The organism is Methylomonas subterranea (assembly GCF_024505185.1).
Lineage (GTDB): Bacteria > Pseudomonadota > Gammaproteobacteria > Methylococcales > Methylomonadaceae > Methylomonas > Methylomonas subterranea.
Genome location: NZ_JANIBJ010000026.1, coordinates 13,244 through 36,364 on the forward strand (window position 1 = coordinate 13,244; position 23,121 = coordinate 36,364).

A 23,121-nucleotide genomic window follows, 5' to 3' on the forward strand; every position below is an offset into this window, starting at 1 on the left:
GCATGCCCATGCGAGATTGCCGTTAGACTCGGATCATACACGCAAGTGGCACAACTTATAAACCAGGATGAATTAAACTGTTTCGCCATACGGTAATTGACAGCATTAGGTAGCTTGGCAATACTGCGGCAACCGCAGTCGCCGCATATTGACTCAATGAGGAGTGTCGTTTCATGAAAGTAGGTCTGATCAAAGAGATCAAAAGCGAAGAATACCGGGTGGGATTGACCCCGGCCGGCGTCGCAACCCTGGTTGCCCAAGGGCACCGGGTGTCCGTTGAAACGTCCGCCGGCGTGGGTTCCGGATTTAGCGATCGGGATTATCAGCGCGCGGGCGCTGATATCGTCAGCGTCGAACAGGCCTGGGACAACGAATTGGTGATCAAGGTAAAGGAACCAGTTGCGGCTGAATATGCTTACCTGAAACAACAGATTGTGTTTACTTATTTTCATTTGGCCGGCGTGCCCAAAGCGCTCACCGAGGCCTTATTAAGCGGAAAAACCACGGCGGTGGCTTACGAGACCCTGGAAGACGAACACGGCCGCTTGCCCTTGTTGGCGCCCATGAGCGCGGTGGCGGGCAATATGGCGGTGCAAATGGGTTGCCATTATCTGGCCCGCTGCAATGGCGGCAAGGGCGTGATGCTGGGTTCGGTGCTGGGCAAGCGCCATGGACATGTGTTGATTATCGGCGACGGCGTGGTGGGCAGTCATGCGGCCCGCACCGCAATCGGTCTGGGCGCCCATGTGACGGTAGCTGGCTTGTTCCCGGAAAACGCCGCCAGATTGCAGCGCGAAATCTCCATCGACATCGACTTTATCGTCTCCGAGCCGGCCGCCATTGCCGAGCACGTGCGCAAGGCCGATCTGGTGGTGGGGGCGGTATTGATACATGGCGCCCGGGCGGCGCACGTGGTGACCGAAGCCATGGTGCAAACCATGCAGCCCGGTTCGGTGGTGGTGGATGTCAGTATCGACCAGGGCGGTTGTATCGAAACCGCGCATGCCACCACGCATGTGGCGCCGGTCTACGAAAAACACGGCGTCATTCATTACTGCGTCAGCAACATGCCGGGCGCTTTTCCCCGCACCTCCACCATGGCCTTGACCGATGCAACCTTTCCTTATGTGCTGAAGTTAGCGAATCTGGGTTTGGCGGCCCTGGACAAGGAACCCGGCTTCGCCAAGGCGTTAAATACTCGTGGGGGATTTATCACCTGCCGGCCGGTGGCGGAAGCACTATCCCTGGCCGATCGTTACAAATCCTATCCGGAATTGTCGGCCGCCGCCTGAGCCGCTACATGGCTTATGGCTGCCGCGCGCTGAATAGAGACCTCTTGTAACTATTCGGCGATTGCCGAGAGTAGGGGGATAAGCCCCGCGCATCCACCGTGCTTACCGGAAGCGTGTCGCATCTAAGCCTACGCTTGTTTTACGCTTTTTGACCGAATAATTACCCCCCACACTTTTTTAAGGATGACAGAGGGTTTTTTATAAATCCCGGCGATTCGGTCTTTCCAAGGAGAAGCTTACTTTTAACGCAATTCCTGTTCAGTTCGCCTAAATCGACAAGTTCGGTTTGTTTCGCCGCATCATTCGCGCGGCAGTCGTCGGTAAGGATTCCGCCCCTAATAACGTCCCTATTTATATCCCTCGCCCTAGCCCGGCGGGAGAGAACAGAATGCGGAAGTTATTTTGGGCGGATTCCTAAGTTGATATGATAGCCGCCCCGATGGCGGTTCGAGCCGTCCTTGCCTTATGACTCCGGAGAATGCGATGTCCGACCGACCCTTCTGTATTTTTGTAGTGGATGATGACAGTTTGCAGCGTCTGATAGTGTCCGATCATTTGCAGGGTCACGGCTATCAGGTACACGAATTCGACAGCGGCGCGGGTTGTCTGGCGGCCATGGACCTGCGGCCCAATCTGATTTTGCTGGATATTGAAATGCCGGGACAAAACGGCCTGGACACCTGCCGCCAACTGCGCGCCGAAAACTACGATGAGGTTCAGGTGATTTTCGTCTCGGCCCATGACGACCTGGAAACCTTGCTGGCGGCGTTTGAAGCGGGCGGTAACGATTTCATCCCCAAAAATGCCGCCAAGGATGTATTGTTGCGCAAGGTCGAAATCGCCATCGAGGCCGAGGAACAAAAGCGCCAATTGCAACAACAATTGTCCTATGCGCAAAAGACCGCCTTTACCGCCATGTCCAGCCTGGGAGAAACCGGGCTGGTTCTGCAATTTCTGCGTTCATCGTTTCAGTGTCTGTCGCTACAGGCGCTGGGGCAGTTGTTGGTGGAGACCATGGATCAATTTGGCCTGCATGTTTTGATAAAACTGCATTGTGCCGGCCAAGAGTGTTTTTTTCGTTCCGATGCCAACTGCACCGAACTGGAGAAGTCGATTTTAAGCTATGCCGCCAAACTGGGTCGCATCAGCCAGACCGGTGACCGCCTGGCCCTGAATTATCCCAATATTACCCTGTTGGCTACCGGCCTGGATGTCGAAGATGCCGAATTGATGGGACGATTGCGGGATCACTTGGCCATCATCGCCGAAGGCGTCGGGGTGAGGATAGATGCCATGGTGATGGAACAGGAGCGCCTGCAACAGGCCAATGCCCGCATGGCGGGCGTCAAGGAACTGGTGGATTTGATTGCCGAAATCGAGGCCAATCAGGCTCGAAATTACAGCCAGTTGGAACATTTGATTGAACAACATCGGATAGAAATGGAAGACGCTTTCGTGTTTTTGGCGCTGACCGACAGTCAGGAATTGCAGTTGCACGCCATTGTGGACCGCTTGGTTACCCAGGTTGAAACGCTGTTCGTCAAGGACAACCATTTGGCCTTGCGCCTGCACGGCATTGTGGAAAAACAAAGACAATTGCTGCGGACAGCATGACGCAGTCGTTTTTTTGTTAGCGGGGTAAGCGGATGCAGGGTCTATTCTCTCCGGCCGTTGCCGTGATGGATCGTTTGAGTTTCGGCAAGAAAAACCTGTTGCTGTCCATTCTGTCGCTATTGGCCATCCTGGCGGTTATCGCCGTCCTGGCACAAAGATTGGACCACATGGTGCAACAATCGCGATTGGAGTTGCAAGCGGTGCGGCGCTTGGAGGAATCAGTCCGCCTGGTGAACAAACTGCAAAAGTATCGCGGCCTGTCCATGGCGGTAAGCGCCGGCCCGCGGCGGATGGCGGAGAACAAAGCGGCCACCGCGGCCGAGGTCGACCGGGCGCTGCGGGACTTTTCGGCGCTGCTACCGACCGACTTGCGGGAACGCTTCGACTACGCGGCGATTTTGTCGGCCTGGCGGCAAATCCGCCAGGCAGGGGCCGAGCTCGATGCGGAAGCGATTTTCGCCGAACAGAGCCGATTGGTGGCGCGCGTGTTGCAACTGCATAAAGACCTGACGGACCATGCGCTCCTACCCGGCGCCGATAGCTATTTTCTGAAACGCCTGTTAAGCGAAGAACTGCCGGAGTTTTTGGAAGAAATCTGCCAACTGCGCGAGCGTGGCATCATGGCGCTGGCCTCCAAAAACCTTGGCGACGAACAGCGTGCCGCAATATTGGCGGCAAAAAACACCGTCGAAGCGCATGCCGACAGAATCGACGGCATTTTGTCGCGGGCCGGCCGCGCCAATCCCGCGCTTGAAGCCGCGTTCGCGGCCATTCGCGACAGCTTGCGCGACAGCCGGCACTTGTTCACCGATTTGGTGCTGCCGGACATTTTGTCGGGGCAGTTCGGTACCGATGCCGATGCCGAATATTTCGTTTCCAGTGCCTTGATGCTGGTGGATACCAGCTATCGGCGGATATTCGAACATTTGTTTCCGGCCACCGTTTCGCAAGTACAGAGCCGCATCGATCAAGCCTATCGGGCGTTTTGGTCCAGCGTGCCGGTCCCCTCGCTGCTGTTCGGATTATGGGTTTATCTGGCGGTTGGCGCCCACCTGTCGGCATCGCGCCGGATGGCGGCCTTGGTGCGCTCGACCCGAGCATTTGCCGGCGGCGATTTTTCCCACGCCTTGCGGATCGACAGTCGTGATGAACTCGGTCAAATGGCCGACGGTTTCAACCGGATGGCGGCCGGGTTTAAGGAATTGTTACGGAGTCGGGAGCAAAACGAAAAAAGGCTGCAAAGCATCATCAACAGCGCACTGGATGCCGTGGTGCAAATGAATGCGGACGGCGTGTTACAGGCTTGGAATCGTCAGGCCGAGGAAATTTTCGGTTGGAAAGCCTACGAAGTAATCGGCAAGGAATTACACGGCATCATCATTCCGGAACGTTTGCGCGAGGCGCATCGTAAGGGCTTGCAACATTATCTGGCCGGCGGCGGCGCCAAGCTGATCAATCGGCGCATCGAAATCGTCGGTTTGCACAAGTCCGGGCATGAGTTTCCCATTGAATTGACCATAACCCCGAACCAAATGCGGGAGACCGTCGAATTCAGCGCCTTTATCCGGGACATCAGCAGTCAAAGACAGGCGCTGAAAACCTTGCGGGACAGCGAGTTGCGTTATCGCCTGTTATTCGAATCCTCTCGCGACGCCATCATTACCCTCGGTCCCGCCGGCGGCATCCTATCCGGAAATCCGGCGGCCATCGGCTTGTTCGGCTGCAAGGATGAAGCGGAGTTGATCAGTCAGGACCCGGTAAGTTTGTCGCCGCCATTTCAGGCCGACGGCAGATCGTCGGCCGACGCCGCGCGGTCGAAAATTCGGCAGGCGATGGCGGCCGGCTTTATTCAGTTCGAGTGGCTGCATAGACGTTTGAGCGGGGAAAACTTTGTCGCCGAAGTACAGTTGAGCCACTTTGCCATCAATCAGGATAGCCTGTTGCAGGCCACCGTCAGGGACATTACCGAGCAAAAACGCGCCAAAACAGCGCTGCTGACCAGCGAATCGCGCTTTCGCGGCATATTGCGTACCATGGCGGATGCGGTCGTACAAATCGATGCTTTCGGCCATATCCTGTTGGTGAATGACGCCACCCTGGAGTTGTTCGGTTATCAGGAAGACGAGTTGATGGGGGCCAATATCAACTTGCTGATGCCGGAACCGTATCGCTCGCGCCATGACGAATATCTCAAGCAACATAGGGAAACGCGCAACCGGGTCATCATCGGCCGGCGGGTCGAATTTGACGCCAAACACAAAAACGGCGACTTGATTCCGATCGAATTGTCGGTCAATGAATTGATGGATGACGAGGGGCATACCTATATCGGCGTCATTCAGGATATTCGAAAGCGCAAGGCGTCCGAACAAAGCCAGGAAATAGCCCGCCGGGAAGCGGAACATCTGGCCCACGTCAAATCGGAGTTTTTGGCCAATATGAGCCATGAAATCCGCACCCCGCTGAACGCCATTATCGGTTTGGCCAAAATCGCCTTGCGCGAGCGGGCCGGCACGCCGGCGGATCTTGTCAACAGTCAGCGCATCCACGATGCCGGCATGCATCTTCTGAACGTGGTCAACGATATTTTGGATTTTTCCAAAATAGAAGCCGGCAAAATGACCGTCGAAAGCCATCCCTTTCATTTGTCCGCGTTGATCGAGGATGCGTTGAGCATGGTGGAATTGCGGGCCAGGGAAAAGCAATTGCAACTGGTGGTGGAAAAATCGCCGCAATTGCCGGCGTGGGTGGCCGGCGATGCCTTTCGCATCCGGCAGATATTGGTAAACCTGCTGTCCAACGCGGTCAAGTTTACCGAGCAGGGTTATGTCAGCCTGAGCGTCAGCCGCGAGCGCGATCTGACCCAGTTGACGGTTAGCGATAGCGGCATAGGTATTTCCGCCGAGCAAGCGCAACGGCTGTTTGCCGCATTTGAACAGGCCGACGGCTCTACGACGCGCAAGTTCGGCGGTTCCGGCCTGGGTTTGGCCATCAGCCGCAATCTGGCCAAAATCATGGGTGGCGATATCACGGTCAGAAGCCAGTTGGGAACGGGCAGCCAATTTTGTTTAAGCCTGCCGTTACCGGCCGCCGAGCCGCCGACCAACCAGCCTAGCGAGCCGTTGGCGGCCGGTTCCCGCTTGGCGGGTCTGCGTATTCTGGCGGCCGACGATGTGGAATTGAATCGGCTGGTGTTGGAGGATTTATTGGTTCACGAAGGGGCGCATGTCATTTTGGTGGAAAATGGCTTGCAGGCCCTGGAACGGCTGGAGGAAATAGGTTGGTCGGAGTTCGATATGGTATTGATGGATATACAGATGCCGCTGATGGATGGCTATCAGGCGACGCGAAAAATTTTGAGCATGGCGCCCGATCTGCCCGTTATCGGTTTGACGGCTCACGCCATGCCGGAAGAGCGGCAACGCTGCCTTGAGGCGGGCATGCGGGAACGGGTCACCAAGCCCATCGATGCGGAATATCTGCTCAAGGTGATAAGGCAAAATATAAGCAATCCGCCGCAAGTCCAGCCGCTGCCCGCGCCCGATGCGCAAACAGTTTTGCCGGACGCCCGGCCCGCCCCCGAGTCCACAGGCTTGATAGACTGGAAGGCAGTCCGACAACGTTTCGACGGGCGGCGGGAGTTTATCCGGCGCCTGATAGACAGCGCGCTGGATGGCACGCAACAAGGCAATCTGCAAAAACTGCGGCAGGCATCCTTGGAGAGGAATTTCGCCGATATCAAATTTTTGGCGCATGGTGTGAAGGGCTTTGCCGGAGTGTTTCAGGCGCCTGTGCTGATGGAACTGGCGCAGGCGACCGAGAAGTCCGCCAAGGATCAAGACCCGAGTTGTCCTCAATTGGCCGACCAATTGGCGGATTGTCTGACGGTTTTATTAACGGAGTTACAACAATGCCGGGAGACGGATACCGACCATGAATCTTAATCAGTTGGAGCTGTTACGGCTCTTGCGGGAAACCGATTACAACCTGAGCAAGGCGGCGGAAAAAATGCATGTGGTGCAATCGGCGGTCAGCCGGCAATTGCAATTGCTGGAGGCGGAACTGGGCAGCCCGGTGTTCGAACGCCATGGCAAGCGGCTGCTGGGCTTGACCCCGCTGGGCGAACACATCATGCGGGAAGTGGAGCAGATCCACCAGGCCAAAAAGAACATTCAGAGCATGGCGGACGATTTTCGCGCCAATCGCAACGGTACCCTGCATATCGCCACCACCCATACCCAGGCCAAATATTTATTGCCGGTGCCGGTACAAAAATTTCGCCGGCAATATCCCGGCGTGAAGATTTATATGCTGCAGTCTTCGCCGGATAATCTGATCGATTTGCTGCATCAGCACAGGGCGGATATTGCCATTTGCACCGAAAAACTGGCCGAAGACGACAGATTGATTCTAAAGCCCTGTTATCGCTGGCATCATGTTGCCGTCGTGCCCCAAGATCACCCCTTGACCGGCGGAGACGTGACATTGCAACGTTTGGCGGCGGAGCCTATTTTGACCTATAGCCCGGGTTTTACCGGTCGTTCGGCCATTGAAAAAGCCTTTCACGATGCGGAATTGCAGCCCGATATCATTTTGGCGGCGGCGGATTCCGATGTGATCAAAACTTATGTCAGATTGGGCTTGGGCGTGGGCATCATTGCCGAAACCTCTTATGAGCCGGGCAAGGACAGCGATCTGGTCGCTCTGGACCTGAGCCGCCTGATTGCGACTTCGGTCACCAAAATTGCCTACCTGAAACAGTTATATTTGCCGTCCTACTGCCGTTATTTCATCGATGCACTGTTGGAACAAGCACAACTGAAACATCTTGGGCATTGCTCCGGCCAATGAAAGACAGTCGCTCCAAGCATAACTTTCAGGGCAGTTTAATCGGCGCGGAGCAGGTTGGTCGGCTTGGAATAGTCTTAAGGCATTGATTTTTCCAATTGTTCAGCGCAGCGCATCCACCCTGCTTGCCGGATGCGCTACGCTTATCGGCGGAGGTTTGCTTTACACCGTTTTGACTGAATTATCACGATTTCTTTTAAATGAGTTGCCATGACCCAAGCCGCCATGGCCCGTGCCGAAGGTATTCCAACGTCGGTATTGGCCGACAATCAACAAGCCATCTGGTATGACCAAATCGCCCGGGCGGATAGCCCGGTGTATAACATTGGTGGCCGTCTGGCGATTTACGGCGAGGTCGATCATGCCTTGTTGCGGAAAGCCCTGCGGCAATTGGTTGCGGAAAATGCCGCCTTGAGATTGAGCATCGGCCAATGCGGCGACGGACCCAGGCAAACGGTGCGCGGGTATCTGGCGGTCGAGTTGCCGTTGCTGGATTTTTCACGGGCCGAGCGGCCGGAAGCCGCCGCGGAAGACTGGTTGAAAGAGCAGTTTAAACAAGCCATTTCTTTCGAAGAACACGGCATTTATTGGCAATTCGCCCTGCTTAAAATCAGTGACAGTCATTACGCCCTGTTAACCAAATATCATCATCTGATCGCCGACGGCTGGTCGACCAAAATTGTCATCCATCGTCTGGCCGAACTGTATAACGCGTTGCTGACGGGGATGGAGGCGCCGGCGGCGGAAACAAACAGCTATCTGGATTTTGTGGCGGACGAAGCGCGCTATTTGAACTCCAGGGCTTTTCAGGACGACGCCAGATTTTGGCAAGCCGCCTTGCCGAGCTTGCCGGAAGCCTTGATAAGGCGAAAATATCCCGGCAACGGCCGCGCCGGGGCTGCCCGAGCTCATATTCATCGGGCCAGTCTGAGCAGGGCATTCTATGATAGCCTGCGGCAATGGGCCGGCCAGCATCGGGCCGGCATTTATCATGTTTTGCTGGGCGCATTGGCCGGTTATTTTGCCAGGGTCCAGCAGCAAGACTGCATCACCGTTGGCTTGCCGGCCTTGAATCGCAGCGGCGCCCGCTATAAAAACGTGGTGGGCATGTTTGCCAGCCTGTCGCCGTTGCCGATTCAAATCGACAGCGAACTTTCCTTGACGGCGCTGCTAAGACATACCGCCCGGACGGTCAGGCAAGTCCATAAACATCAGCGCTACCCCTTAAGCGCCTTGCATCAGCGGCTGCAATGTTTGAAAAATCAGCGCGAAGGCCTGTTTGACTTGGTGTTGTCTTTTGAAAAACAGGATTACACGGTCCGTTTCGGTGATGCCGAGGTAAGCGCTCGGCAATTATGCAGCGCTTATGCGCTTTATCCGCTGGCCGTGACGGTCTGCGAATTTAACCCGACGGACGATGTCGATTTGATTTTCGAGGGGGCGGAAACCTGCTTTACCCCTGTCGAACTGGAGTTGCTGGCCGGCCGCTTACAGTGGGTTTTACAACAGTTTATCGACTCGCCGGAAATGCTGGTGCGCGATGTCGATCTGGTTCCGGCGGCGGAAAAGCAGCTGATCTTTCAACGCTTCAACGCCGCCGAATCGGCGCCCGGGTTTAACGGTGTCATCCGGCAATTTTCCGCCTGGGTCGAACGGACTCCGGAAGCGATTGCGTTGAGCCAGCACGGCCGTTGCCTGACTTACCGGATGCTGGACCGGCTTGCCGATCGGCTGGCTGGTCAATTGCAGCGGCGGCATATCGGCGCCGGCGATATTGTGGCCGTCTGCATGCCGCGTTGCGTGGAGTCCATGCTGAGTTTGCTGGCCATTTTTAAACTGCGGGTGGTTTATCTGCCCGTCGATATCGACAGCCCCGGCGAGCGTATTCAAGAGATATTGCGGCAAAGCGGGGCCGCCGCTTTATTGACCATCGGTTCGGAAAAACAACTGTTTCCGATGCATCGCGTTTGTTTGTGCGTCGATAGGCTGGAGGGCGAGGCCGGCACCGGCAAAATAGCATGGCCCGAGCCCAGGGCGGACGATCCGGCTTATCTGATTTATACCTCGGGCAGCAGCGGACAGCCCAAGGCCGCGCAAATTCATCACGGGGCGCTTTCCTTGCGCTTGGCTTGGCTGCAACAGGCGTTCAAAATTCAAAACCATGAAAGAGTGGGGCAAAGCATGCAAACCCATTTCGATCCTTCCCTGATTGAAATAGGTTTGGCCTTCACCCAGGGCGCGCAATTGGTGTTGCCGCCCAAACAACATCTGACGGCGGCGGAGTTTGCTGATTTCGTTCTGACGGAAAATATCAATGCGCTGGCCTTGGTGCCCGGCAGTTTAAACCAGTTGTTGCAGGGCTTGCCCGCATCCGGCCCCGTGCCGCTCAGAGTGGCTTGCTGCGGCGGCGAAACGCTGCCGGCCGCATCGGCCAAGGCATTTATCGCCCGTACCGGCGCGCAATTGTTCAATGTCTACGGGCCCACCGAGACCGCCATTTTAGCCAGCGCCTGGCAATGCGGCGTGGACGACGGCGATGTGCTGCCCATAGGTCGGCCGCTGAGCGACAGCCGGATTTTGATTGTGGACGCGCAATTGAAATTGCTGCCGCTGGCCGTGGAGGGCGAAATCGTCATCGGCGGCGCCTGCGTGGCCAAGGGCTATTTAGGGCGGGAGGACCTAAGCCGGCGGGTCTTCGTGCCCGACCCCTACGGCGAGCGCCCCGGCGCCACGCTCTATCGCAGCGGTGACAGAGGCTATATCGGTACGGACGCCGAATTATATTTTGCCGGGCGTCTGGATAGGCAGCTGAAAATCGGCGGTTACCGCATCGAACCAGCCGAAATCGAGCAGGCGCTGTTAAGGCATCCGGCGGTGGCGCGCGCGGCGGTGGCGCCGCAACAGGCTGGGCGGCAAAAATATCTGGTCGCCTATGTTCAAGCGGTTACGGAGCAGCCTGACCTATTGCGGGCCGAATTGGCCGATTTCCTGCGCGGACGCCTGCCGGATTATATGCAGCCGCGCGCAATAAGCGTCCTTGATCAATTGCCGCTGACCGCCAATGGCAAGATTGCCTACGAACGTTTGCCGAGGCCGGAGCTACCGATTCAAACCGCCGCGCCGCGCGGGCCGGACTCGGCCCTGGAAAGCAGTCTGCTGGATGTGTGGCGGCGGATTCTGAAAAAGCCGAATCTGGCTGTGGAAGACAGCTTTTTTGCCCAGGATACGGACTCACTGACAGCCATAGATCTAATCGCCGCCATCGAAAAGGCCACCGGCGTCCGCCAGTCGATTGCATTTTTGATGGCCTATCCCACGGTGGCGGAGCAGGCCGCGCAATTGACGAACACCGTGGGGCCCCAGTTTTTTGTAGCAGATGGCGCATTCGAATCCGAACGACATGGCGCAAACGATTTATTGCGCAAACACGAGGCCGGCGAAATGGGGCGAACCCTCGGCCTGGAACCGAATTCGCCCGACTCTCGACTGTGTTTTTATTTGGCGGCCTCGGGGCACGGCGATAGCATGCGTTTTCAGGCCCTGGCCGACAGCCTGTCGGCCCATTGCTGTCTGCGAGTGCTTTATCCGCCCGGCAATGCACCTGAAGCGGTCGGTATGGAATGGATTGCGCGGCAATACGCGGAACTGATTCGGCAACAGGCTCCGCAAGGGTTCTACTTGGGCGGCTTTTCGATAGGCGGGGTAACGGCGTTGGAAACCGCCAGGCTGCTGGAATTACAGGGTTTGCCGCCTATCAAGCTGATTTTGCTGGACACCGTTTATCCGCGCTGGCCGTTGCGGTCGGCCTGGGTATTCAGGCTCTTGCAAGCCTCGTCCGGCCTGTGGGGCTTGAATGAAATCTCCGTCAACGGCCGCAAGCTGCGGGCCATGCTGACGGATCCGGGCATCATTCAACAATTGGCGGCCTTGAGTCGGCACCAGATTAAGCCGTATTCCGGGACGACATTGTTGATCATGTCCAAACGGATGAGTTGTTTTCGATATTGGTGGTTTGCCGGTTGGCGCGGCTTGTTCGGCGGCCGGCTGAGCGTGGATTACGTACCGGGTTTACACGGCGCCATGTTTAATCGAAGGTATTTGCCCATCCTGGCTCGGGTGATATTGCGCGGCTTGCAAGTAGTTTGACGGCGGTGGCGGGTCGTTGTTCGCTTGCCGCCAGGCATGCAGCCGTTCAAGGGCATATCGATAGCCGGCGTCGGAGATGGCCTGGGCTTGGTTGTATCCGGTCAGTGGAAAGCCGCTGACCGGCGGCTGCAAATATAAATCGGCCAAGCCTTCGCGCATCTTTTTCTGTTGGGCCAAGCCGCCAATCATGCTGGCGCGGGTCAATATTTGCACCATGCCCGGCATCTGAATGCGCGGTGCCAGCGGATTCAGGCGATGCCATAACAGGCGCCACCCGCTGATACCGCCCAGATGGTCGGTGTTGTTCAGCAAGTCTTCCCGTTCGTTGACATCCACCGCAATGACTCGGCCGCCTTGATTCAACTCCCGCATCACATCGACCGGCAGGTTGTTCAACAGCGCGCCGTCCACCAGTAAATCGCCGTCGCGCACTTGAGGCGGAAACAGGCCGGGCGGCGCATTGCTGCTGAGCAGGGCCGCCAACAAGGTGCCCTGACGGTGCGTCATCAGCGTGGCCCGGCTGATGTTGCAGGACACGCAGAAAAACGGCATCCATAAATCTTCGATGTAAATATCGCCGAACAATTTTTGCAGGGCATCGGTCATGGTCTTTCCGGAAAACAGCGATACCAAGGGTAGGGTCATGCGATCACCTTGCAGGCAAAGTTGGCGGGTTTTTTCCAGCATGCGTTTTTCATCCCACTGCAAGGCGAATTCGGCGGCCAACACCGCGCCCATGCTGTTTCCGCCCACCATATCCACGGCGATACCCAGTTCTTTCAACGCTCTGAGCACCCCGATATGCCCAAAGCCCCGGGCGCCGCCGCCGCCCAAAACCAAGCCCAGCGCATTGCCGGTCAGAAAGCGCGCCAGTCGATCGAAGTCGCTTTGTAGAGATTGTCTGACATGGTAATGCGCGTCCAATGCTCTGGATTTTAACCAGCTGGAGGTGGCCAGCGGGGTTTGAGTGGCGCCGGGATGCAGCAGAATCAACGAGCGTTTCACCGAACAGCCGTTCAGTTCATTCCGTATCTGGGCTTCAAATGCCGTGATGTCGGGTCTGTCCCGCGCATCGACCAAAAACAATACCTGGTCGGCCTGACGCAGGCAGCGGCGGGTCCATTGGTTCAGTTTGGGGTCGGCCAGATAAACGATGTGTTCATGCACCAGCTCCTGCTCGGAAAGCCACTGTACCAGACTGGCATTGTCCAGATTGCTGAAGTCGCATTGGGCCGCGCCGCTATGCATGAATGCCTGATCGACGATAGTACTGGTCAATATGCTGGCCAAGCCGTGGTTTTGCAGGCCGTCCAGTAAAGCTTGGCAAAATCCGAACGTATCCAGCCGCGGGGACAGGCTGATCAGGGCAAAGGTATTGGCGGTATTGGTTTTAACCCGCGAATTCTTGTCCAGGTGCTTGATCAGGCTTCTGACGAAGGTTTGGTTGATCTCCAGCGGATGCTGTTTCAATAGGTGTTCGAATGCATTGCGATTCAGATAAGCCACGGTCGAATCGCGCATGGCAACCACGCTGGCGCTACGTTTGCAGCCGGACATCAAGCCGATTTCGCCCACGGTTTCGCCGCGGCCGATCAAGGCCAAAATGTCGTTCTGGCCGGCGGCGTTCTCACGGCTGATCTGGAATTGGCCGTTTATAACGATGCACATATCCTCCGCCGGGTCGTATTGCTTTAGTAACAAGGTGTTGGCGGGTATGGGTTTAATGATCAATTGATTGATCAGTTCGCGGACGATTTCCTCGTTCAGGCCGATGAACAACGTGGACAGGCGCAATGCCAGCATGGTCTGGTTCCAGCCCAGACGTCTGACCAGACGAGTGGTGATAGGCGTGAAGTCGTCGGGCTGTTGCAGCAGCAGGCTGCCGAAGGTTGCCATGGGCCAAAACAATAAGCGGCAATCGGTCAAGGCCTGCGCGCTGGTCGAGCGCATGCTATTGCCGCATAACAGAAATTCGCCGAACAGATGACCACGGCCGGAATGGGAGATAATTACCCGGTCGTTGTCGTGTTCGCAAAAAATCCGCACCGTGCCTTCAATGACCAGATATAAACCGTCGGCTTCCGCGCCCTGCTTGAAAATCAGCGTGTCCCGCTCGAGCGCAACAAATTGCAGGCATTCGGCAATGGTATTCAACAGCTCGCGGCGCGCGCCGGCCACCAGAATGTTTTGTCCCACCAGTTCGATCAATTGCTCGCGCGAAGGCGGGGATGAAGGCATGCTGACCATTCTCAATAGCCCAGACTGGATTTGAGATATAAAACCGCCAGAACCAAATAAACCAGAAAACTGAGGCCCAATAGCCAGGGCCGCCGCTTGGGACGGGCCCATTCGGGCAAATGCGGCGGCAGCAGTTTATGGTTCAGAATATAAAGCGCCACTGGAAAAATGATGGTACCGACAAAGCCGATCAAGGCGCTGGTCAAAATCAAGGGGCCCGGCGCGTCCAGTAGCATGGTAAACGAGGTGATAGCGGTCAGCAGCGCCAGGAAAATATAATACCAGCGCCGGGCAGGCAGACGGCGGCTGGCCGGAAACAGCGTCATGACGATGTCGGCCTGAATGCGGCTGACGGCGTCGGCGGTGGCCAGCCAGGTGTCGGTCAGGAAGGCGGCGGCAATCACTAAAAACAGCAGTCGGCCAAATTCGCCCCAACTTACCGCGAAAAACTGGCTTTGCACCACGGCCAGTTCGTATTCCCGCGGCAGCAAGCCCTTGGGAAACAGCAGGGCATAAGCCAACAGGCAGGTCATCAGGGTGGTGAATAAATTACCCAGAATGCCGACCATAATGTCGGCGCTCAAGAATTTCCGCCAGATCGACCAGTTTGCCGCGCTTTGTTGGTCTTCATCGGGTAAAAAGCCGTCGCTGTGCACCGCTTCCTCGGCGCCGCCCAAGCCGGTGATACGGCCGATCAGGCCAGCCATGCCGGCGCCCTTGTCGCGCAGCCAATAGGAATAAAACAAAATCCAGAACCCGCCCAGACCGGCGAAGGTAATGGCGGTCAGCAGTTTGCTGGCATCGGCCGCCTCCCACGGACGCGGGATGGCTTCGCTAGGCCCGAGCAGACCGCGCATAAAGCCGGGCAGGCTGGCCAGCACCTCGGTTTGCATGCAGGCCGACAGCAGGCCGATGACAGTCACCAGCGCCACCAGTTTCATGAAGCGTTCGATCAGGGTATACACCACCCCGCTGGCCAGAATGGCGCTGACGAACACCGCAATCGAGGCATAACCCCAAAACAGGCTTTGGCCGCGCTGGCTCCAACCCTCCGGCCAGTGGGTCAGTTCGGCCATGGCGGTGCCGCCGGCCGAGGCAAAGGCGCCAAACCATAAAAAAGACACACTCATCAACAACCACAAGAATATGCCGAAGCCGCGATGCAGGCGAATGAAGCCGTGAAAAATGCTTTCTCCGGTCAGCATCGTGTAACGGCCGATTTCCAGATTCAAGGGGTATTGCAGCAGGCAGGCGGGGGCCAACAGCCAGATAAAAGTCAAACCGTATTTGGCCACCATGTACGGCCACCAGATCAATTCGCCGCTGCCTTGGGCCAGCGCCATCCAGACCACGCCCGGTCCCAGAGCGGCCCACCAGCCGGGAAATGCCGGGACGGGGCGGCGTTTGAGTTGATGTAAATCGGTGATGTTCATGGTGTTTGGCGCGGTTGGGACAAAGTCGATGACGGATTTGTTGCCTAAGGGTTTTACTCTGAAAGTAAAAAATCGAGCGGGTACGGTTGCTTGTTGGACAGGCGTCGGCAGCAAGGATGCTGCCGACGAGCCTACACGGACGTATTTACGGCGTCCTGTCCGGCGAGGAACCGTGCCCAGCTGCACTACTTTCATTTGCCGGGGCGATGCGCCGGTTTCATGAGCGTTAGGGCGGAGGATATAAATAGGAATCCTATTAGGAGCGGAATCCTATGCCTGGTTGGCCTCCTTGGCTTTTTGCAGTTTCTTCAAAATGCTTTTGCCGATGGCGGCGACGAATTCGTCCGGATTATCGTAGTCCCGCGCCTGAATAAAGGCCAGCGCCGCTTGCACAATCTGCTTGGTGCCGGCGATTTCCTCGTGCGACCGGCCGCAGCCCGCGCAGTGCGTGCCTTCCTTGGTGCATTGATCGATACAGGGATTGAATTTCATGGGCTTTCCTCGAATTTAAGCTGTGAAGGTTTGCCGGCTATTGTATGTCGGCGGATCGGGATTCGGCAAAGGGCAGGTTTTTGTATCGACGTAGAACAAAGCAAAGGCTGATCCCGGCATGAAATACCGTGGCGCAATCGGCTTTTTGTTGGGCTGAATCGCCAGCGTTTAGCAGTACAATTCCGGGCTGGTTTTCCAATGGGTAACACAACAATGGCCACGATTAAAAGTTTATGCGTGTATTGCGGTTCCAGTCCCGGGCGAAGCGAAGTCTATGCCGATGCGGCGCGGGCGCTTGCCGGGGCGCTGGTGGAAAGAAACATTCGCTTGGTATACGGCGGCGCCGGTATCGGCATCATGGGAATACTGGCCGATAGGGTATTGCAACTGGGAGGCGAGGTAATCGGCGTTATACCCAAGGCCCTGTCGCATAAGGAAGTTGCCCATGCCAATCTCAGCCAAATTATTGTTACGGCGTCCATGCACGAACGCAAGATGCGGATGGCCGAGTTATCCGACGGTTTTATCGCGCTGCCGGGCGGCATAGGCACGCTGGAGGAATTGTTCGAGATATGGACCTGGGCCCAGTTGGGTTTTCATCGAAAACCCTGCGGCGTGTTGAATGTGGCCGGCTATTACGACGGCTTGCTGGCTTTTCTGGATCATGTGCTGGCCGAGCAATTCGTCAGCCGGCGGTATCACGGCTTGTTGATGGTGGAAACCGGTCCGGATGCGCTGTTGGAACGCTACGTTGCTTTTCAAGCGCCCGAGGTAAAACGTTGGGTTGAAGAGGGCGAAATTTAAGAACTTGCGCCTTCTGTTTCCTCTCCCTCCGGAGAGTGTCGTAAAAGCCATAACAGAACCCTCTCCCTCCGGGAGAGGGTAGGGTGAGGGTATAAAAATCAACGCCTTGCCTTGTTATTTCCCCTCTCCCCAGCCCGCGAGGAGAGCTTTAAGACACCCTCTGTTGATTGTCGGAAACGCCCGCCCTTGCTGTCGCCGGGCAGGCTTATTCCGGCCTACATTTCGTTTCGATGTTTACCAACCTCTTCAAGGGGACGGCATTGACCATGTGATACTGAACAATATTGATTCCGGGAAGTTTATCAGCAGATTCTCAAGCATTTACCAACAATCCTCGGTATTTCCGTTGGCGCCGTCAAAGCCGCGGGCGCCGGTATTGGTTAAGGTCAGGTTGCCGCATCTGTCGTTTGCCTGGGCGCCGGTGGGGCTGGCCTCTAGCGTGAAGGTGGTGGCTGTTACCGAGGTGATAAACAACTCATAGGCGGCGGTTCCGCCATCGACCGGGCTTTGGATGGCAAAGATGGTCGGTCTGTCATTGGCATCGGCTGAACCCGCATAGCTGTTGGTTTCCGTGAAATGCCTTTCCATGGCATTGGCCAGGCCCACCAAGGCGCCCTGGGCATCCCGTCTGCGCGATTTCATGACGCTGTCCTGATAACTGGGATAGGCGATACCGGCAAGAATGCCGATGACCGCCACGGTGATCATTAATTCAATCAGAGTGAAACCCTTGGACGATTTCATGGTTTTGTTTCCTTAAAAAAATACTAATTATTCAGTTAAAACAGGGTAAAACGGACCTGGGCTGGAAAAGCGAAGCGCATCCGGCTGTCATGGTGGATGCGCTTCGCTTAGCCATCCTACGCTTCACCATTGCAGAACAGTTACAAAAGATAACGCTATATCCGAAATAATCGGTTGAGTATGTTAAATCCCGTTTAATCCTGCTTCAATTGTAGGAGCGACGCATAGTCGCGATTTGCAACGCCATCATCGCGACTGTGCGTCGCTCCTACAATTTGCCGCGCCATTTGCGGCTTTTAGGATACCGCCCCTAAAAACTGCCCTATTTATATCCCTCACCCTAGCCCTCTCCCGGCGGGAGAGGGAACAGAATGCGGAAGTTATTGCGGGCGGAATCCTTAACGCAATTGCCGCCAGGACATGCGTCCGGCGCCGCTTTCCACGGATTCCACCGTGGTTTCGAGTGCGCCGGTGGAGCCGCTGGTGTATTTGTACTCTTTTTCGCCGGCACTGATGACGCCGGGCGATTTGATGATGCCGACGCGGGATTTTTTGCCGGAGGCGGCGAGTTTGGTATCGGAGGCGTTAATGACGTTGTCGTTATTGGTGTCAACCAATTGCGTCATGTCGGCGCTGTTCATCAGTTGGTCGCCGTTCAGGTCGAACGGGGTTAAATCTAGTCTGTTGCCCGTCAAGGCTTCCATTTCCATCAGCCAACTGGTGCCGCCGAATGAGCATTGACCGGTCTCCGGAATAATGGTGACGAAAATAATGCGCCCCGCCCGCAATAAGGCCTGACTGACTATGCGTTCTCCGACTCCCGTGCCGGGTAGTGGCGGGGTCAACAGGTCCATGTACCAGCCTTTTTTATTGCTGTAAAAGGTGGTTTTGTTAGTGACAGCGGCGCTGGTCACTCGGACATCGAAATCGCCGAAACTGCCTTCGGCAATGATGGATTGTTTTTGCAAGTTGGTATCTCTGTTGGAACCGGTACTTATGGCTGGGTCGCTGCCGCTGCAATTGCTGGTGTCGCCGGCCGCCTTTACGCAGGTATCGCGAATGCCGTAAAAGCTTTGGGTTTGCGGGCTGGCCGCAGAGTTGTCGCCTACCTCGAAAAATTTACCGGTGCCGAAATATACCATCACCCCGCCGTTGGGGTGCTTGCCCACCTGCGGTTTGGCGGTGATGGGTTGAGTCTGATTACTGGCATTTTTGGCCGTGAACAGCGGTTTGGGCGTACTACCCGATTTAAAGGCCACGTCCCATGAGCCGGGATTGGAGTTGCTGACATCGAATTTCCACATATTACCCCGCAAGTCGCCGGCGTAAATGGCATCGACGATACGGTCGCCGTTGATGTCTATGGCAATCGGGGTGGACAGGCCGTTGGGGTTGCCGGAGTCGCCCTCACCGGTAGTGATGGATTTGATTAAGGCGCCGGTGCCGATGTTGACGATGTAGAGCACGGCTTTATGATTGACGCTGTTGTAACCGTTGCCGAATACTGCGGCGAATTCGCCGTTGGCCATGCGGACGATGGAAGCCTGCCCATAGGTATGGCCCAGATGATTGGTAAAACCGTAGCGTTTGGGGTTGCCGCTCAAATCATCGGTCAAATCGGTGGCGACCGGTGCCGACTGGTTGTTGATTTCCCATAGCACCCGTTGGCCGGAAAAAGCGGTTTCCGCCACGTTGCTGGTGTTCAAAAAGGTCACGTCCAGTGCAAAAACGCCCTTGCCGCCGGCCGCCAGGGTGCCCACCAATGCGGTGCGCCATTCCTTGACGGTGTCGGCGTTGGTGTCGAAATAAGCGTCCGCCGCGATGGGCGAGCCGTCTACATAATATTGGTGGTTGCCCGAGTTGTTGTAAGACGGTAGCGTCAAGGCGGGCAGTTTGGACAGCAGGGTATGCGGTACATAGGCGAATACTTCCTGGCCGGCGCCGGTGCCGCTGATGTTGGCATTAAAAACATGCAACATGCCGTCGTTGCCGCCCACGGCGACCAGCGGCGTGCGGGCTTGATAGCCAGTGCTGGCGCGGTAGTCTAGATAGCTGGAGCCTTCCGTACCGGCCAGCAGACCATAGCCGAAGTCGTTCCTGCCTATGAACCAGGGGTCGGAATTGATCAAATCGCCCAGCAGGGCATTGGTACCGGAGCGCTTGCGAAAGGTGCCGCCGGGTTGTTCGTTGCTTTGATCGCCGCGGATGTAATTAAGCTGCGCTTCGTTGATGAGGCCTTGTTGCGCGGTGTTTAAATTGCTATGCGCAAAGGCTATGCCCCTGGTGGTGGCCGTCGGGTTATAACTGAATATGGAACGGCCGTCGGCACCCTGTGTCGTTACTTTTTGCCCGGCATCCCAAGACGGCAAGGTCGCTATCGAACCGTTGGCATTAACCGTAAAGGCCAGCAACTGACCGGTCCAGTCGCTGCTGTTGAATTTGGCCTGATAAATGACGGTATTGGTGTCTAGGCGGGTGGAGTTGGTGGCTACCGACGCGGATGAGCCGGCGGTGGCAATCACGTCCGCCATCGCATTTCCCAGTGAAGTAGCCAGTTCGGCCGGATTGGTAGCGAAAAAGTAACGGTCCGGCAGCCCGTTATTGTCTTTATCCCATTCGCTTAGTTGATCCGGCCGGTCGTTGTCGTTGCCGTCGTCGAATCCGCCCCATTTGGCTGCGTACCATAGCGGTTGTTCAAGGCTGTCGGCGTCGGATGTGCCGATGTCATAAGTGACACCGGTGGCTGCGTCTCCGACTGCGCAATTAACGCAACCCGTCACCGATGTCGGGTCGGTAAAGGCGTAATTATTGATTCCGGAATGCGCGTGAAAGCCATCCTTAGTCGTGCCGTTGATGATATAGCCGAAACCCATGGCGTAAGGGGTGGATTGGGCAATGGCATCGGTTGTCACCGTAATTTGGCTTGCGGTGGCGCTATAATTGATAACGCCCCACATGTCCTGATCGAAATCGCCGCCCTGTTCGCTGTCCTCCCAGTTGACATACAGGCTGCCGCTGGCTGTGGTTGATGTTACCGTTTGACTAATAATTTTAAAATCCACGATGGCGCAGTTGCCTCCCACGCTGCTGTTACGGCAGGCGGGCAGGATGGTGATTTTTTTGCCGGCGTCGCCGGGAACCGGAATCACCACTTTCGGCGTGCCGGGAGACAAGGCCACCCCATACGTAGTGACCAACTGATCGCCGGTACGGTCGGTTCTAATGCTATTGGTTTTGGCATGGTGGGCCAGACCGGCGATTTGATAGGAGCCGGAAAGACGCGGTGCGTCCGGGCAGGTGCCGCGCACGCTACTAAGCGCGCTGACGGATTTGGCGGTACATAACTGGTTGTTGTCGGTGCCGTTTTCGCCGACGAAATAAGCGTTGCCGTGTATAGCTTCACCGTTGGCACCGCCAATGAAATCGGTTTTGCCGTTGAGATCGGACAGGCCTATGTCGGCGGCGCCGCTCAACTCATCGGCATCGTAGGAACTGGTGCTGGCATTGAATTGTATGGTGTTGATTTTTGCGCACCATTGATCGGTGGCAATCGGATCGGACCAGGTGGCGGTGGTCAAATTGGCGATTTTGCTGGTGTCGTTGGCGCTGAATGCGGTTGAAACGGTTTTGCCGGCCAGATATCTGAGGGATTCCAGAAATATTTCAGATTGCGGATTGCCCCAGTTGCTGCAATTTCCGTTGGTAAAAGTGTTAATGCCCCAGATGCAGTTGTCCGAATTGGTGGCGGAATGATAGGTGCCGTCTTCGTGACGGTAACCGTAGATACGCAAACGATTCAGGGTGTTGATGATGCCGCCGGCGGCGGGAGCGGTTTTGAAAGTGCCATCGGTTGAAATGTTGATTTCGTCGCTCATGGAGCCGACATTTTTCCGTAATACCCCGCCGGATTTATTTTTTGCATAGGAACCGGTCAGCAGGCCGAAGCGAACTTTGTCGTCGTCGCCATAGGTTTGCAGTAAACCTATGGGTTTATTGCTGCTGGTGTAGGTTTTGCAGTTTTCCGTGCCTACCAGGTTACTGACGCAGGCTTTAACGCGAGCAGTGTAATTTTTGCTGCCTAAACCATGGGTGCTCTCGCTGGGATTGCTGCTAGATGCGCTAATACCGGAAGAAGCGGAAACGTTTCCATTGCCATCGCTCTTTTCGCCGGACCAGCGACATTGCCAGCGTTCATTGGCTGCCCATAGCGAATAGTTGCCTTTCGCCACCCGGATCAAAGGTACATTGGTAACGTTTTGCGACAAGGCATTGTCGTTATTGACGGTGGTATTGCACAAGGTGATGCCGCTTGCCACCTCGGTGGAAGTAAATGGCGTCAGTTGGGTCAGGTCGTTGCCGCTGTAAAACTTGGCGAAGCTGTGGGCGTCGTTGGGTAAATAAGCCCGTTGCAGGACGGTTTCCGTGGATGAGTCGGTGGAACGCATGCCGCCGTAGAGGATTTTACGGATGGTGTCGATACGGGTCATGCTGGCCCAGTTCAAAAAATTGCCGCTCCATTGGCTGGAGCAATATTTGTCGGCGGTGGTCGATGCCGGGCTGAACACGCCGCTGCCATAGGTGTAACATTTGTAACTGTCGAAATAGCCGTAATAATCGAAACTGTGCTTGTAGGTGGTTTCGGGTATGCCGTCGTGATCCAAGTCGGAAAAATCGTCATAGGCCTTGAAAAACAGCTGATGGTCGTTGGAGACGTTCAGCATGACGATGGGCTTGGCCGATTGGGTCAGAAACAAGGGTGCTTGCGATAAGGCCAAGTCGGCCGCCACCGGCAGAGAAATCAGCAAACCCAAAATAAGGCCGGCGTATATTGGCAGATAGGTTTTTAGGATTCCGCCAATAATAACTTCCCTATTTATACCCCTCACCCTAGCCCTCTCCCGAAGGGAGAGGGAATAGTGTGCGGAAGTTGTTTTGGGTGGAATCCTTAGTGGACAAATCAAGTTGTTCATATCCGTGCTCCTGTTTGTAGCGGCAGCGTCTTGCTATGGGCGGCGGCTTTTATCTTCTGTAAGTGGTTTGGATCACCACGACGGCGGTGTCGGTGCCGCCGACCCCGCGGGCGGTGACTCGATACATTTCGCTTTGTCCGTAAGAGCCGGCATCCAGGCTGGAGCCGCTTTCTATGTCGCGCATGCGCTGAATCACGTATAGCGGCGCGGAGGCAACCTGTTCGTTGTCATAGGCATAGGCTACGGTACTGTAACTGGCCCAATTGGCATCGGCGCCGGGCGGAGCGCCGTTTTGGGCGTAAAGACCGTTATTGCCGTTGAAAGTGGGCAAGGTGGCCTGGGTGAGAAAGTTCTCCCCGGCCCGAATCGCCGATTCCGCGGCCTGAAAGGCCAGATTGCGGTCGCGCTGGTTGCCGGTCATTTTTTCTTCCAGGGTGGTGGTCTGCATGCCGGCCACGCTGATGATGCTCAGCAACAGCAGCATGACCAGACTCACCACCAGTACCGCGCCGGATTGATACTTGAATGTTTGGCTCATGA

General features: G+C 56.1%; 12 protein-coding genes. 6 read left to right on the plus strand and 6 right to left on the minus strand.

What is annotated here, in order from left to right:
- Positions 1-173 precede the first annotated feature (173 nt).
- The 5 genes from ald to NP590_RS13935 all read left to right on the plus strand — a co-directional run bounded on the left by ald (position 174) and on the right by NP590_RS13935 (position 11,900).
- Complete coding sequence (gene ald, locus NP590_RS13915) at positions 174-1,292, plus strand: alanine dehydrogenase (protein ID WP_256603117.1); 1,119 nt, start codon at positions 174-176, stop codon at positions 1,290-1,292.
- Positions 1,293-1,775: 483 nt separating this feature from the next.
- Positions 1,776-2,906, plus strand: a complete 1,131-nt coding sequence (locus NP590_RS13920; RefSeq protein WP_256603118.1) for a response regulator — start codon at positions 1,776-1,778, stop codon at positions 2,904-2,906.
- Between the two features lie 32 nt (positions 2,907-2,938).
- On the plus strand, positions 2,939-6,850 hold the full coding sequence (locus tag NP590_RS13925; protein ID WP_256603119.1) for a PAS domain S-box protein: 3,912 nt from the start codon (positions 2,939-2,941) through the stop codon (positions 6,848-6,850).
- Positions 6,840-7,757: a LysR substrate-binding domain-containing protein gene (locus tag NP590_RS13930; protein WP_256603120.1), complete on the plus strand. Its 918-nt coding sequence runs from the start codon at positions 6,840-6,842 to the stop codon at positions 7,755-7,757. Before NP590_RS13925 ends, NP590_RS13930 begins: the two co-directional genes overlap by 11 nt.
- A gap of 207 nt (positions 7,758-7,964) precedes the next feature.
- Complete coding sequence (locus NP590_RS13935; RefSeq protein WP_256603121.1) at positions 7,965-11,900, plus strand: non-ribosomal peptide synthetase; 3,936 nt, start codon at positions 7,965-7,967, stop codon at positions 11,898-11,900.
- Here the strand turns inward: NP590_RS13935 and NP590_RS13940 are convergent.
- The 3 genes from NP590_RS13940 to NP590_RS13950 all read right to left on the minus strand — a co-directional run bounded on the left by NP590_RS13940 (position 11,823) and on the right by NP590_RS13950 (position 16,063).
- The gene (locus NP590_RS13940; protein WP_256603123.1) at positions 11,823-14,138 is read right to left on the minus strand and encodes a cyclic nucleotide-binding and patatin-like phospholipase domain-containing protein; all 2,316 of its coding nucleotides are present in this window, start codon (positions 14,136-14,138) and stop codon (positions 11,823-11,825) included. The genes NP590_RS13935 and NP590_RS13940 overlap by 78 nt on opposite strands.
- 11 nt (positions 14,139-14,149) lie before the next feature.
- Positions 14,150-15,571 carry an Nramp family divalent metal transporter gene (locus NP590_RS13945; protein WP_256603124.1) on the minus strand — a complete coding sequence of 474 codons (1,422 nt, stop codon included), beginning with the start codon at positions 15,569-15,571 and terminating at the stop codon, positions 14,150-14,152.
- A 270-nt stretch (positions 15,572-15,841) separates the two neighbouring features.
- Positions 15,842-16,063, minus strand: a complete 222-nt coding sequence (locus tag NP590_RS13950; protein WP_256603125.1) for a DUF1289 domain-containing protein — start codon at positions 16,061-16,063, stop codon at positions 15,842-15,844.
- A 213-nt stretch (positions 16,064-16,276) separates the two neighbouring features.
- On the opposite strand from NP590_RS13950, the gene NP590_RS13955 reads away from it, so the two are divergent.
- Positions 16,277-16,867, plus strand: coding sequence for an LOG family protein (locus NP590_RS13955; protein ID WP_256603126.1), 591 nt, complete (start codon positions 16,277-16,279; stop codon positions 16,865-16,867).
- Between the two features lie 321 nt (positions 16,868-17,188).
- Here NP590_RS13955 and NP590_RS13960 read toward each other — a convergent pair whose 3' ends face one another.
- The 3 genes from NP590_RS13960 to NP590_RS13970 form a co-directional block, all read right to left on the minus strand.
- Positions 17,189-17,611 (minus strand): type IV pilin protein, encoded by a 423-nt coding sequence (locus NP590_RS13960; protein WP_256603127.1) that lies wholly within the window; start codon positions 17,609-17,611, stop codon positions 17,189-17,191.
- A gap of 398 nt (positions 17,612-18,009) precedes the next feature.
- Positions 18,010-22,416: a pilus assembly protein gene (locus NP590_RS13965; protein ID WP_256603128.1), complete on the minus strand. Its 4,407-nt coding sequence runs from the start codon at positions 22,414-22,416 to the stop codon at positions 18,010-18,012.
- A 214-nt stretch (positions 22,417-22,630) separates the two neighbouring features.
- On the minus strand, positions 22,631-23,119 hold the full coding sequence (locus NP590_RS13970) for a pilus assembly PilX family protein (protein ID WP_256603129.1): 489 nt from the start codon (positions 23,117-23,119) through the stop codon (positions 22,631-22,633).
- Positions 23,120-23,121 lie beyond the last annotated feature (2 nt).